This window comes from Streptomyces sp. R44 (assembly GCF_041053105.1).
Taxonomy (GTDB): Bacteria; Actinomycetota; Actinomycetes; order Streptomycetales; family Streptomycetaceae; genus Streptomyces.
Genome location: NZ_CP163444.1, coordinates 5,649,410 through 5,662,204 on the forward strand (window position 1 = coordinate 5,649,410; position 12,795 = coordinate 5,662,204).

Here is a 12,795-nt window from a genome sequence, read left to right on the forward strand (position 1 = left end):
AGCCCGTCATGAACCAGCAACTCGCGGGCTACGCCCCGACCCCCGTCGCGGCCCGCATGGAGAACCACGGCCGCACCATGCTCAAGGTCGCCATGGCCTCCGGCCAGGACCTGTACGCCCGGACCGGCTCGATGGTCGCCTACGAGGGCTTCATCAGCTACGAGCCCAACCCGCCGGCCGTCCGCCAGGTCGCCCAGCAGTGGGCCACCGGCGAGGGCGCGCCCATCATGAAGTGCACCGGCGACGGGCTGCTCTACCTCGCCGACTACGGCGCCGACGTCGTCGTCATCAACCTCCAGAACGACTCGATCTCGGTCAACGGCACCAACGTGCTCGCCTTCGACGCCCACCTCCAGTGGGGCGTCGAGCGGGTCAAGGGACTCGCCAAGTTCGCCGGCCAGGGCCTGTTCAACGTGGAGATCGCCGGCACCGGCTGGGTCGCGCTGACCTCGCGCGGCACGCCGATCGTCGTCGACTGCGGCCGCGGCGAGGACGAGACGTACGTCGACCCCGACGCGCTCGTCGCCTGGTCGCCCGCGCTCAAGGTCAAGGGCAAGCGCAGCTTCAAGGCGTCCTCCCTCATCGGGCGGGGCAGCGGCGAGGCATACCAGATGGCCTTCTCGGGCCAGGGCATCGTCGTCGTACAGCCGAGCGAGGACAGCACCGACCGCCTGCGGGTCCGGGGCTGAGGGGGAGCGAGAACACACCATGCAGAGCCCGCTTTTCAACCACGCCGAACAGCAGAGCCAGGAGCGGTACGTCATCCAGAACCCGCAGCTCCTGCGGGTCAGCCTCACCGGGCAGGACGACGTCCTCGCCCGCAAGGGCGCCATGGTCGCGTACCAGGGACTCGTCGACTTCGACGGCGAGTACCAGACCCCGAACCAGCGCCGGGCCCGCGCCCGCACCGGTGAGGGCCTGGACCTGATGCGCTGCTCCGGCCAGGGCACGGTCTACTTCGCCAACCTCGCCCAGCACGTCCACGTCGTGGAGGTCGAGCAGGAGGGCCTGACCGTCGACAGCGCCTACGTCCTGGCGCTCGACTCGACCCTCCACACCGAGGTCATCGCCGTCGACAGCCAGTACGGGGTCTCCGGCACAGGCAAGTACCAGCTCAACATCTCCGGCCGCGGCAAGGTCGCCCTGATGACCTCCGGGCAGCCGTTGATGATGCAGGTCACGCCCGAGAAGTACGTGAGCGTCGACGCCGACGCGATCGTCGCCTGGTCCACCGGGCTGCGCGTCCAGATGCAGGCGCAGACGACCAACTCCAGCGTCCGCCACCGCCGTGGCAACACGGGCGAGGGCTGGGAGCTCAGCTTCCTCGGCCAGGGCTTCGCGCTCGTCCAGCCGAGCGAGGTCATGCCCCCGCAGAACGCCGCCATCGGACAGGGCATCGCCGCCCAGTTCGGCGCCGGCCAGCACGGCTCCCACGCCCAGAACCAGAACAACGCCTGGAACTGAGCACGGGTGAGGGCCGGTCGCCCGGCGACCGGCCCTCACCGCTGTCCTCACGCCAGCCGCGCCAGCGTGCCCTTCAGGAGTTCCACCACCGACGTGTCGGCGACACCCGCCACGTCCTCGTACGCGAACCAGCGCAGGTCCAGCGACTCCTCGCTGATCTCCGCCACCGCGTCCGCCGGGGCGACCGCCGCGTACTGCACGTCCAGATGCCAGTGGCACGGCGCCGGGATCGGATGCCGGTCGAGCCGCACCGGACCGCCCGGCAGCAGGCTCAGACCCGCGATGCCGGACTCCTCGGTCGCCTCGCGCAGCGCCGCCGCCTCCACCGTCGCGTCACCCTGCTCGCAGTGACCGCCCATCTGCAGCCACATGCCCAGCTTCTTGTGCAGGGTCAGCAGCACACGCCCGCGTGACGGGTCGATCACCAGCGCGCTGGAGGTCAGATGCCCGGCCTCGCAGGGCTTGTACATGCCGTCGGGATGCTCCGCGAGATGGTCCAGATAGACATCGCGCAGCTCCGGCTGGTCCCCGTACCCCTTCAGGACGAGGACCGCGTCGTCGTACAGGCTCACTTCTCGCCGTCCCCGTCCTCGGGGTTCTCGCCCTTGGCCGCCTCGCCGAGCATCTTGTCCAGTTCGGAGAAGTCCAGGTGCTCGCGGTGCACGAAGCCGTCGGGGTCGTCCAGATCGGTCGCCGTCGGCAGCATGTCCGGGTGCTCCCACAGACCGTCCCGGCCGTCGACCCCGCGCGCGTCGGTGAGCGAGGCCCACAGGCGCGCCGCGTCCCGCAGCCGCCGCGGACGCAGCTCCAGACCGATCAGCGTCGCGAAGGTCTGCTCGGCGGGACCACCCGAGGCCCGGCGCCGGCGCAGCGTCTCGCGCAGCGCGTCCGCCGAGGTCAGCCGCGACTTCGCGGCCTCGTGGACCACCGCGTCCACCCAGCCCTCGACCAGCGCGAGCGCCGTCTCCAGACGGGCCAGGGCCGCCTTCTGCTCCGGGGTGTCCTGCGGCTGGAACATGCCCTGCTGGAGCGCCTCCTGCAGCTGCTCCGGATGCGTCGGGTCGAGCTGACCCACCGCCTCCTCCAGCTTCGAGGTGTCGACCTTGATCCCGCGCGCGTACCCCTCGACCGCGCCGAAGAGGTGCGCCCGCAGCCACGGCACGTGCGCGAAGAGACGCTGGTGGGCGGCCTCGCGCAGGGCCAGGTAGAGCCGCACCTCGTCCGAGGGCACGCCCAGGTCCTTGCCGAAGGCCTCGATGTTCAGCGGCAGCAGCGCGGCACGCCCGGCCGGGCCCAGCGGCAGACCGACGTCCGTCGAGCCGACGACCTCACCGGCGAGGGCGCCCACGGCCTGCCCGATCTGCTGGCCGAACATGGCGCCGCCCATGGAGCGCATCATGCCGATCAGCGGGCCGGCCATGGCCTGCATCTCCTCCGGCAGGACGTCGCCCATCGCCGAGCCGACCCGCTCGGCGACCGGGTCCACGAGCTGCTGCCACGCCGGCAGCGTCGCCTCGACCCACTCCGCGCGGCTCCACGCCACGGCGGTGTTCGCGCCCGAGGGCAGCGAGGTGACCTCGTCCAGCCACAGGTCGGCCAGACGCACGGCCTCCTCGACCGCGGACTTCTCGGCCGGGCCCACGCTGGCGTCCTTGACGCCGTCGGCGGTGCCCTGGGCCACCACCTGGCGGGCGATCTGCTTGGCCATGTCCCAGTTCACGGGACCGCCCTCGTAGCTCAGCATCTGCCCGAGCTGCTGGAAGGCCGCGCCCAGATCGCCGGGGTTCAGGGAGCCGAACATCGCGGCGAACGGATTGTCCGCGCCACCGGGACCGCCCATGCCGGGCAGCCCGCCGAAGCCGAACGGGTTCGCACCGAACGGGTTGCCGCCGGACCCCTGGCCACCTCCGGCGGGGTCCTTCTTCTTGCCCTCGTCGCCGTTCTCCGGCTCCTCCGGCGGAAGGCCGAATCCGAATGGGGTGTCACTCACAGGTTTCCTCGGCTCGTAGGGCCGCCGGCCTCCTGCCGACGGCGACTGCCCGACCAGGGCCTGTCCAGACAGGCCCCGCACACCACCAGCGTAGACATCCGGGCCGGAAATGGGCTCGGTGCTCCGCCGGGCCGTGCCCTGCGGCAGGATGGACGCCACCTGGTCCGTACGCGTCATGCGCGTACGTACTGAAGACAACCGCTGGAGACGCCCGGTGAGTTCCCCAGATCCACAGGTTCGCGGAGCGCGAAACCCCTCAACCCGGTCCGCCGTGCGCGGCCCCGTCGTCGCGGTCACCGGTGCCGCCTCCGGCGTCGGTGACCTGCTGACCAGGCGCCTCGCCGCCTCCGAGGAGATCAAGCGGGTCGTCGCCATCGACGAGCGCCGGGGCGAGGTCGCCGAGGCGCAGTGGCACATCCTCGACGTGCGCGACCCGGCCATCGCCGAGAAGCTGCGCGGCGCGGACGTCGTCGTGCACCTCGCCGTCGACCTCGACCTGGAGACCGACCCCGCCGCCCGGACGGCCTACAACGTGCGCGGCACCCAGACCGTCCTGACCGCCGCCGCCGCGGCCGGGGTCCACCGGGTGGTGCTCTGCACCTCCGCCATGGTCTACGGCGCCCTGCCCGACAACGACATCCCGCTCTCCGAGGACGCCGAGCTCAGGGCGACGGCGGAGGCCACCGGCGTCGGCGACATGCTGGAGATCGAGCGCCTCGGCCGCCGCGCCCCCCGCGCGCACCCCGGCCTGCACGTCACCGTCGTCCGCCCCGCCGTCCTCGTGGGGGGTACGGACACGGCGCTGACCCGCTACTTCGAGTCGCCCCGGCTGCTCGTCGTCGCCGGATCCCGGCCCACCTGGCAGTTCTGCCACGTCGAGGACCTGGTGAGCGCCCTGGAGTACGCGGCCCTGGAGAAGGTCGACGGGGAGTTCGCGGTCGGCTGCGAGGGCTGGCTGGAACAGGAGGAGGTCGAGGAGCTCTCCGGGATCCGGCGCATGGAGCTGCCCTCGGCGGTCGCCCTCGGCACCGCGGCCCGCCTCCACCGGATCGGGCTCACCCCGTCCCCGGCGGGCGACCTGGCCTACACGATGCACCCGTGGGTGGTGAGCGTCGGACGGCTGCACGACGCCGGCTGGCGCCCGAAGTGGACGAACGAGGAGGTCCTCGCCGCGCTCCTGGAGGAGGTCGAGGGCCGTCACACGGTCGCCGGCCGCCGCCTGGGCCGCAAGGACGCCACGGCGGCCGGCGCGGCCGGTGCGACGGTGGCGCTGCTCGGCACGGCGGCCCTCGTGCGGCAGATGCGGAAGCGGCGCGGCCTGTAGGAACCGTGGCTTGTAGGACCCTCCTACGGAGGGTCTCGTCCACAGGTCGAAAGGTCCCTTACGGGATGTCGGAGCCGTACGGCACCATGGGGCACATGGCGCAGACGCACGACCACCCCGGCGAGCAGGCAGCGGACGACCCGATCAAGCTGCTCGCGATCCGTGACACCCCGCTCTCGGTCGACGAGGTCTTCCGGGCCGTCGGAGACGACGCCTCGGGCGGCACCACCCTCTTCGTCGGCACCGTCCGCAACCACGACGGCGGCGCGGACGTCGACGCCCTGGGCTACTCCTGCCATCCGACCGCCGACGCGGAGCTGCGCCGCGTCGCCGAGAAGGTCGTCGCGAACTATCCGGTCCGCGCCCTGGCCGCCGTGCACCGCGTCGGTGACCTGCGCGTCGGTGACATCGCGGTCGTCGTCGCCGTCTCCTGCCCGCACCGCGCCGAGGCCTTCGAGGCCTGCCGCAAGCTCATCGACGACCTCAAGCACGAGGTCCCGATCTGGAAGCACCAGACGTTCTCGGACGGCACCGAAGAGTGGGTCGGCGCCTGCTGAAGGTCGCAAGGCGGCGCGCCGACAGGGCGTAGCCGAACGCCCGATTTGCGTAACCGCCCCCCAGGCGCGAGCGTTGGTCTCACAGATGACACAGTCTGCTGATCAACTCACTGGGGATGGGAGGTCGGGATGGCAGCGCTGGCCTGGTTGCTGATTCCGCTTTTCGCAGTCGTCGGCGCGGCGATATGGGGAAGCTGGGCTTCGAGGAACAAGACCATAGGCGACGTGGCGGAACTCGCCGGGTACGCGCGCTTCCGGGACGCCATGGAGCGGACCCACGTCGCCACCGCCGATTCCGTTCGTCCCGAGCGCGAACCGGCCGCGACGGCCTCCGCCGTCGGCACCCCCACCTCCGGCTGACGCGGGCCGCCTCGTACGGACCCGCCCCAGGGGTGCACCCACAGACGAGTCCCGTACTGTCGTTCCATGCCACGCCGCACCGCGACGATGCTCGCCTCCACCCTGGTCCTGATCTGCCTGCTCATCGCGGGCGTCCTGATCCCGGTGCCGTACGCGGAGATGAGCCCGGGGCCCACGGTCAACACCCTCGGCGAGGCCAGGGGAGAACCGGTCCTCCGGATCTCCGGACGCAAGACCTACCCGACCGACGGCCACCTCAACATGACGACGGTCCGGGTCACCAGCGCGGACTACAAGATGAACGCCGTCGAGGCCGTCTACGGGTGGCTCGCCCACGACAACGTGGTGGTGCCGCACGACACCCTCTACCCGGACGGCAAGACCGAGGAGGAGTCGAGCCAGGAGAACGCCGAGGAGTTCAGCCAGTCCCAGGAGAGCGCCAAGGTGGCGGCCCTCGGGGAGCTGGGCATCCCGGTGGTCGCCCGGGTCGTCGTCGCCACCGTCGTCAAGGGCGCCCCGGCCGAGGGCAAGCTGCACGCCGGGGACGTCATCAAGGCCGTCGACGGCGTGCCGGTCAAGGAGCAGGGTGACGTCGCCAAGCAGGTGACGAAGCGGAAGCCCGGCCAGGACGTGGAGTTCACGATCGTCCCGGCCAAGGTGGCGGCCGCCGCCGAGAAGGCCCACAAGGAGCCCACCGTCACCCAGAAGGTGGTCATCAGGACCACCACCTCGGAGGAGGGCGACCGGGCCGTCGTCGGCATCCAGGCCGGCACCGACCACGTCTTCCCGTTCACGATCGACATCAACCTGGCCGACGTCGGCGGCCCGAGCGCCGGCCTGATGTTCGCCCTCGGCATCGTCGACAAGCTCACCCCGGAGAGCCTCACCGACGGCCGGTTCATCGCCGGCACCGGCACCATCGACGACAAGGGCCAGGTCGGCCCGATCGGCGGCATCGAGATGAAGCTGGTCGGCGCGCGCAACGCCGGCGCCGAGTACTTCCTCACCCCGGCCGACAACTGCGGAGCGGCCGCAGCCGACACGCCCGACGGGCTCACCCTGATCAAGGTGAACACCATCGACGACGCCACGAAGTCGCTGGAGAAGCTCCGCAAGGGCGACACGACGTCCCTGCCGAGCTGCTCGAAGAGCTAGAGACGACGCGGAGGGGCCGCCCGGTCGACGACCGGGCGGCCCCTCCGCGTACGCGCGCGTGCTCAGCTCTCGAAGGTCGCCGCCAGCGCCTCGGCGAGGCCCGGCACCAGGTCGGGGCCGGTCAGCACCTCGGTCGCGGAGTCCTTCTCGCGCAGCCGGATCGCCGCCTCGCGGGCGCCGTCCCGCAGCACGGCCACGGTCATCCGGACCTCCTGGCGGTCCGGGTGCCCGGCGACCCACTTGGCGAGCTGCTTCTCGCTCAGGCCCTGCGGGACCTGGGCCTCGGCGGACGGGGGCAGCATGAGCCGCTCCACGGTCAGGGCGCAGCCGGCGACGGCGTCGGGCCAGGCGATCGTGCCCAGGAACTCGTCGAGGGCCTTGCCGCGCGGCAGCTTGTCCTGCTCGATCGGGGTGTAGGCGGTGGCGTCGTCGCCCAGGCCGAGCTGGGAGGCGAGCTTGGGCTCCTGGGCGCGCAGCCGTGCGGTGTCGACCAGGGCGAACAGGCGGGCGGGCTGGTCCCAGCCGAGGCTCGAGGCGTACTCGTCGATCTCGAGCACCGCGCGGGTGAGGGGGCTCGCGGCCATCGCAGGGCCGGAGGGGGAAAGGTTGGACATGACCAATATCCTGCCTCCTCTTCCCCTGAAGACGGGAACTAGGTAAAGCCTCAGTAAGTTGCATCAGTGGGCTCTACGATCGCGGGGCCTGCTTTCAGACGCATCAACATCGAGGGGCGCACGTTGGCTTTCCAGATGCCGGACCGTGGCCAAGGCCCGTCCGGGCCGAGGGTGAGAGTCGGCCGGCCGTCCCGGCGGGCCCGCACCCTGCTCATGACACTCGGGGTGCTGGCCGTCCTCGCCATGGCGTTCGTGATGTTCGCCGGGTTCTGGACGGACTGGCTCTGGTACCGCTCGGTCGAGTACTCGTCCGTGTTCACCACCACGCTCTGGACCAAGATCGGACTCTTCCTGGTCTTCGGCCTGCTGATGGGGCTCGCCGTCGGCTTCAACATCTGGCTGGCGTACCGGCTGCGGCCGCCGCTCAGCGCGATGTCGCTGGAGCAGCAGAGCCTCGACCGGTACCGGATGGGTCTGGCCCCGTTCAAGAAGTGGGTGCTGCTCGCGGTCACCGCGCTGGTGGCCCTGATCGCCGGCGCCTCCGCGTCGGGTCAGTGGCGCACCTGGCTCATGTGGGTCAACGGGGTGAAGTTCGGCCAGAAGGACCCGCAGTTCGACCTCGACGTGTCGTTCTACGCCTTCGACCTGCCCTGGTACCGCTTCCTCCTCGCGTTCGGCTTCGCCGCCGCCGTCCTGTCGCTGATCGCCGCCGCGCTCACGCACTATCTGTACGGCGGGCTGCGGATCACCAGCCCGGGCGCGCGTGCCACCGCCGCGGCCACCGGGCACCTCTCGGTGCTGCTCGGCCTCTTCGTCGCGCTCAAGGCGGTCGCGTACTGGCTCGACCGGTACGGCCTCGCGGTGAAGTCCAGTGACTTCAAGGCGACCGGCAACTGGACGGGTCTGCGGTACGTGGACGCCAACGCGTACCTGCCGGCGAAGACCATCCTGTTCTGCATCGCCGTCATCTGCGCGCTGCTGTTCTTCGCGACGCTCTGGCGCCGCACCTGGCAGCTGCCGGTGATCGGCTTCGGTCTGATGGTGCTCTCCGCGATCCTGATCGGCGGCCTGTACCCGGCGATCGTGCAGAAGTTCCAGGTCCAGCCGAACGAGCAGGCCAAGGAAGCGCCGTACATCCAGAAGAACATCGACGCGACCCGCAAGGCGTACGCGATCGACGGGACGAAGGCCGAGAACTACTCGGGCAAGTCGACGGTCAAGGCCAAGGACAAGCTGCGGGCGGACGCCGACACGGCGGCCAGCTATCGCCTGCTCGACCCGAACATCGTGTCGCCGACGTTCCAGCAGCTGGAGCAGAAGCGGAAGTACTACCAGTTCCCGACGACCCTGGACGTGGACCGCTACCAGGGCAAGGACACCGTCGTCGGTCTGCGCGAGCTGAACATCAAGGGCATCCCGAAGCGGAACTGGATCAACGACCACTTCACGTACACCCACGGCTACGGCGCGATCCTCGCCTCGGGCACGCAGACGGACGCCAACGGCTCCCCGGTCTTCACCGAGTCCGGACTGCCGACGACCGGCTCCCTCGGCGAGTACCAGCAGCGGATCTACTACGGCGAGAAGACCGACCAGTACTCGATCGTGGGCGGCCCGCAGAAGGAGCTGGACTACGAGGAGAACGGCGAGAAGACCACCAGCTACAAGGAGAAGAGCGGCGTCAGCCTCTCCAGCACCTTCAACCGCGCCGCGTACGCGGTGGCCTTCAGCGAGCCGCAGATCCTCTACTCGGGAGCCATCGGCGACGGCTCCCGGATCCTGTACAACCGCACGCCCAAGGAGCGCGTCGAGGCCGTCGCACCCTGGCTGACCATCGACGGCGACGCCTACCCGGCGGTGGTCGACGGCCGGATCCAGTGGATCGTCGACGCCTACACGACGACCAACGGCTACCCGTACGCCTCGCGCACCACGCTCGGCGACACCACGGCCGACTCGCTGACCGTCGGCAACCAGCAGCGCACGGTCGTCGCCCAGCAGAACCAGGTCAACTACATCCGCAACTCGGTCAAGGCCACCGTCGACGCCTACGACGGCACGGTGAAGCTCTACGAGTGGGACACCCAGGACCCGGTCCTCAAGACCTGGATGAAGGCCTTTCCGGACACGGTCAAGCCGAAGTCCGAGATCAAGGGCGACCTGCTCGCGCACCTGCGCTACCCGCAGGACATGTTCAAGGTCCAGCGCGAGCTGCTGACCCGCTATCACGTCACCGACCCCGCGCAGTTCTACAGCGGCTCGGACGCCTGGCAGGTGCCGGACGACCCGACCAACAAGGACGGCAACGCGGTCCCGCCGTACTACCTGAGCATGAAGATGCCCGGGGACACGGCGCAGCGCTTCTCGCTGACGACGACGTTCACGCCGAACGGGAGGCCCAACCTGGGTGCCTTCATGGCGGTCGACGCCGACGCCACCAGCAAGGAGTACGGCCGGCTGAGACTGCTCCGGGTCACCGAGGACGTCCCGGGCCCGGCGCAGGTGCAGAGCAAGCTCAACGGTCTGCCCTCCGTGGCCACCTTCGTCCGGGACATGAAGGGCGCCGACTCGGACATCCAGTACGGCAACCTGCTGACCGTGCCGCTCGACGGCGGGTTCCTGTACGTGGAGCCGGTGTACGCCCAGGGACGCAACGCGCTCTACCCGCTCCTGAAGAAGGTCGCGGTGTCGTACGTGGACGCGGACCAGCCGAACGGTGACACGACCAAGGACACGACGGTGTTCGAGGACAACCTCACCAAGGCGCTCAACGCGGTCTTCGGGGTGGAGGCGCCGACCCAGCCGACGACTCCGCCGGGCACCACGCAGCCGCCCGGCACGACCCAGCCGCCGGCCTCGAACGACGCCGCCCTCCAGCAGGCGATCGCCGACGCCCAGAAGGCGTACGACGCGGGCCAGGCCGCTCTGCAGAAGGGTGACTGGACCGCCTACGGCAAGGCCCAGGACGACCTCCAGGCGGCGCTCCAGCGGGCCGCCGACGCGGGCGCGAAGCTCAAGACCCCCGGGTCAGGCGGCTGACCTGAGGTTTTCCGTCCCCGCGTCGTGATACTGTGGTTTCACCGACGCGGGGTGGAGCAGCTCGGTAGCTCGCTGGGCTCATAACCCAGAGGTCGCAGGTTCAAATCCTGTCCCCGCTACTCAGGACAAGGGCCCGGATCCATAAGGATCCGGGCCCTTGTCGTGTGTCGGCGTGCCCGGGGGTGCCGAAGAGCGGTAGGGAAGGGGCGAGTTGGCGTGAGTCGTGTTTGACTTGTCTCTCTGTGGGCATGTCGACAAAACGCTGAGTGACCTCACTGGCTGCGGTATACCAGGTGTGCTCGGGTTGCGGGTGGTGCGACGATGGTATTTATGGGGGACAGGGCAACTCTGTTGGAGACAGGGCGGTTTGTGCAGCGGCACGCCAGAAACGCCGCAGACGAGATCATCGAGGCAGTAGGGGCCGTCGATGCGGCCGTCGACACCACCGCCGAGACCGACGCCGAGAACGAGACCGAGACCGAGGCCCGGCACCGGCGGGCCGCCGAGCGGGGCGACCTCGCCTCGATGAGCGCGCTCGGCGCGCTGCTGCTGCGCCGCGGTGACCTCGACGGCGCCGAGCCGTACCTGCGCGGAGCCACCGCCGAGGGGGACCGGGCCGCCGCCAACAACCTGGGCGTCCTGCTCCACCAGCGCGGGTACGCCGAAGAGGCCGCCGGCTGGTGGCGGGTCGCCGCCGTCGCCGGCTCCGCGCCCGCCGCCCATGCCCTCGGCCGCCACCACCGCGAGCGCGGCGACGAGCCGGCCGCCGAGTACTGGCTGCGCCAGGCCGCCGAGCAGGGCCACGCCCTCGGCGCGTACGCCCTCGCCGACCTCCTGGAGCACCGCAGCGACGTCGGCGCCGAGCGCTGGCTCCGCGCCGCCGCGGAACAGGGCCACCGCGAGGCCGCCTACCGCCTCGCCCTCTCCCTGGAGCGCCGCGCCACCGAGACCACGCGCGGACCGCACGAGACCGGCACCCGCCTCCGGGTCCCCGGCACCCGGGCGATCGTGTCCTCCGGGGCGCCCGCGACCGGCACCGCCGTGCCCGGGCAGCCCACCGGCGAGGGCGCGGGAGAGGCCGCCGAGGCCGAGCAGTGGTTCCGGCAGGCCGCCGCGCGCGGCCACCGGCGGGCCGCGCTCCACCTGGGCGCCATCCTGGAGCACCGGGGCGAGCTCAAGGAGGCCGGCCGCTGGTACCTCAGCTCCGCCAAGGAGGGCGAGGCGAAGGCCGCCTGCGCCCTCGGCTTCCTGCTCCGCGACGCGGGCGACGAGGAGAGCGCCGCCGTGTGGTGGCTGCGGGCCGCCCAGGACGGCGACGGCAACGCCGCCAACGCGCTGGGCGCCCTGCACGCCGCCCGGGGCGAGCAGCAGACCGCCGAGCGCTGGTACCGGGCCGCCATGGACGCCGGCGACGTCAACGGCGCCTACAACCTCGGGCTGCTCTGCGCCGCCCAGGACCGCATCCCGCAGGCGGAGCAGTGGTACCGGCGCGCCGCCTACGCGGGCCACCGCGAGGCCGCCAACGCGCTCGCCGTGCTGCTCCTCCAGGCCGGCGACGCCAACGGCGCAGAGCCCTGGTTCTCCAAGGCCGCCGAGGCCGGCAGCGTGGACGCCGCCTTCAACCTGGGCATCCTGCACGCCGGCCGCGACGACGACCGCACGGCCCTCGTCTGGTACGAGCGGGCCGCGGCCGCCGGGCACACCGAGGCCGCCCTCCAGGTCGGCATCGCCGCCCTGCGCGACGGCGACGAGCAGACCGCCGAGCGGCACCTGCGCTGTGCGGCCGGCGGCGGCAGCGCCGAGGCCGCCTTCCGGCTCGCCTCGGTGCTCGACGCGCGTCGCCCCGAGCCCGGCCCCGCCGTGCTCGGCGCGCCCCGCGAGGAGAAGTCCGAGTGCGAGGAGTGGTACGAGCGGGCCGCCCAGCAGGGCCACCGCCGTGCCCAGGTGCGGGTCGGGATGCTCGCCGCCGGGCGCGGCGACATGGCCGAGGCCGACCGCTGGTACCGCGAGGCCGCCGAGGCGGGCAGCCGCAACGGCGCCTTCAACCTCGGCCTGCTCCTCGCCCGCGAGGGCAGCGAGCGGGAGGCCGCCCTCTGGTGGACCCGGGCGGCCCGGGCCGGCCACGGGCGCGCCGCGCTCCGGCTGGCGCTGCTCGCGGCGCGCCGGGGCGAGCTCACCGAGGGGCGCCACTGGTGCGACCGCGCGGTCGAGCTGGGCCCGGCGGAGGTCGCCGAGCGGGCGGCCCGGCTGAGCGAGGCGCTGCACCAGGAGCTCACGGCATAACGAATTTGC

Annotated in this window: 11 protein-coding genes and 1 tRNA gene; 9 read left to right on the top strand and 3 right to left on the bottom strand. The window is 71.5% G+C overall.

Translation table 11 applies throughout. The features are described from left to right. The first annotated feature begins 8 nt into the window (after positions 1 to 8). Both AB5J54_RS26420 and AB5J54_RS26425 read left to right on the top strand, forming a co-directional pair. Positions 9 to 689, top strand: a complete 681-nt coding sequence (locus AB5J54_RS26420) for an AIM24 family protein (protein ID WP_351193759.1) — start codon at positions 9 to 11, stop codon at positions 687 to 689. Positions 690 to 708: 19 nt separating this feature from the next. After that, positions 709 to 1,464, top strand: a complete 756-nt coding sequence (locus AB5J54_RS26425) for an AIM24 family protein (RefSeq protein WP_369146401.1) — start codon at positions 709 to 711, stop codon at positions 1,462 to 1,464. Between the two features lie 47 nt (positions 1,465 to 1,511). Here AB5J54_RS26425 and AB5J54_RS26430 read toward each other — a convergent pair whose 3' ends face one another. Continuing rightward, positions 1,512 to 2,036 (bottom strand): NUDIX hydrolase, encoded by a 525-nt coding sequence (locus AB5J54_RS26430; RefSeq protein WP_369146402.1) that lies wholly within the window; start codon positions 2,034 to 2,036, stop codon positions 1,512 to 1,514. After that, the gene (locus AB5J54_RS26435; RefSeq protein ID WP_369146403.1) at positions 2,033 to 3,454 is read right to left on the bottom strand and encodes a zinc-dependent metalloprotease; all 1,422 of its coding nucleotides are present in this window, start codon (positions 3,452 to 3,454) and stop codon (positions 2,033 to 2,035) included. The genes AB5J54_RS26430 and AB5J54_RS26435 overlap by 4 nt, the downstream gene beginning before the upstream one ends. Positions 3,455 to 3,668: 214 nt before the next feature. Here AB5J54_RS26435 and AB5J54_RS26440 point away from each other — a divergent pair, with 214 nt between their 5' ends. The 4 genes from AB5J54_RS26440 to AB5J54_RS26455 all read left to right on the top strand — a co-directional run bounded on the left by AB5J54_RS26440 (position 3,669) and on the right by AB5J54_RS26455 (position 6,850). Then, the gene (locus AB5J54_RS26440; protein ID WP_351193747.1) at positions 3,669 to 4,778 is read left to right on the top strand and encodes an SDR family oxidoreductase; all 1,110 of its coding nucleotides are present in this window, start codon (positions 3,669 to 3,671) and stop codon (positions 4,776 to 4,778) included. A gap of 95 nt (positions 4,779 to 4,873) precedes the next feature. After that, on the top strand, positions 4,874 to 5,335 hold the full coding sequence (locus AB5J54_RS26445; protein ID WP_190101390.1) for a molybdenum cofactor biosynthesis protein MoaE: 462 nt from the start codon (positions 4,874 to 4,876) through the stop codon (positions 5,333 to 5,335). A gap of 225 nt (positions 5,336 to 5,560) precedes the next feature. Further along, positions 5,561 to 5,695 carry a hypothetical protein gene (locus AB5J54_RS26450; protein ID WP_369149630.1) on the top strand — a complete coding sequence of 45 codons (135 nt, stop codon included), beginning with the start codon at positions 5,561 to 5,563 and terminating at the stop codon, positions 5,693 to 5,695. Between the two features lie 66 nt (positions 5,696 to 5,761). Continuing rightward, positions 5,762 to 6,850: a PDZ domain-containing protein gene (locus tag AB5J54_RS26455; RefSeq protein WP_369146404.1), complete on the top strand. Its 1,089-nt coding sequence runs from the start codon at positions 5,762 to 5,764 to the stop codon at positions 6,848 to 6,850. A gap of 62 nt (positions 6,851 to 6,912) precedes the next feature. Here AB5J54_RS26455 and AB5J54_RS26460 read toward each other — a convergent pair whose 3' ends face one another. Further along, positions 6,913 to 7,464: a PPA1309 family protein gene (locus tag AB5J54_RS26460; RefSeq protein WP_369146405.1), complete on the bottom strand. Its 552-nt coding sequence runs from the start codon at positions 7,462 to 7,464 to the stop codon at positions 6,913 to 6,915. 135 nt (positions 7,465 to 7,599) lie between these two features. On the opposite strand from AB5J54_RS26460, the gene AB5J54_RS26465 reads away from it, so the two are divergent. From AB5J54_RS26465 to AB5J54_RS26475, 3 genes are all read left to right on the top strand, one after another. Continuing rightward, positions 7,600 to 10,503, top strand: coding sequence for a UPF0182 family protein (locus tag AB5J54_RS26465; RefSeq protein WP_369146406.1), 2,904 nt, complete (start codon positions 7,600 to 7,602; stop codon positions 10,501 to 10,503). 45 nt (positions 10,504 to 10,548) lie between these two features. After that, positions 10,549 to 10,622, top strand: a tRNA-Met gene (locus AB5J54_RS26470). Between the two features lie 202 nt (positions 10,623 to 10,824). Beyond that, positions 10,825 to 12,786 carry a tetratricopeptide repeat protein gene (locus tag AB5J54_RS26475; RefSeq protein WP_369146407.1) on the top strand — a complete coding sequence of 654 codons (1,962 nt, stop codon included), beginning with the start codon at positions 10,825 to 10,827 and terminating at the stop codon, positions 12,784 to 12,786. The last annotated feature ends 9 nt before the right edge of the window (positions 12,787 to 12,795 follow it).

Excerpts from the sequence above, each read along its gene's own strand:
- AB5J54_RS26425 (WP_369146401.1), top strand. The coding sequence starts at position 709 with ATGCAGAGCCCGCTTTTCAACCACGCCGAACAGCAGAGCCAGGAGCGG.
- AB5J54_RS26475 (WP_369146407.1), top strand. The coding sequence starts at position 10,825 with ATGGTATTTATGGGGGACAGGGCAACTCTGTTGGAGACAGGGCGGTTT.
- AB5J54_RS26445 (WP_190101390.1), top strand. The coding sequence starts at position 4,874 with ATGGCGCAGACGCACGACCACCCCGGCGAGCAGGCAGCGGACGACCCG.
- AB5J54_RS26460 (WP_369146405.1), bottom strand. The coding sequence starts at position 7,464 with ATGTCCAACCTTTCCCCCTCCGGCCCTGCGATGGCCGCGAGCCCCCTC.
- AB5J54_RS26455 (WP_369146404.1), top strand. The coding sequence starts at position 5,762 with ATGCCACGCCGCACCGCGACGATGCTCGCCTCCACCCTGGTCCTGATC.
- AB5J54_RS26465 (WP_369146406.1), top strand. The coding sequence starts at position 7,600 with ATGCCGGACCGTGGCCAAGGCCCGTCCGGGCCGAGGGTGAGAGTCGGC.
- AB5J54_RS26420 (WP_351193759.1), top strand. The coding sequence starts at position 9 with ATGAACCAGCAACTCGCGGGCTACGCCCCGACCCCCGTCGCGGCCCGC.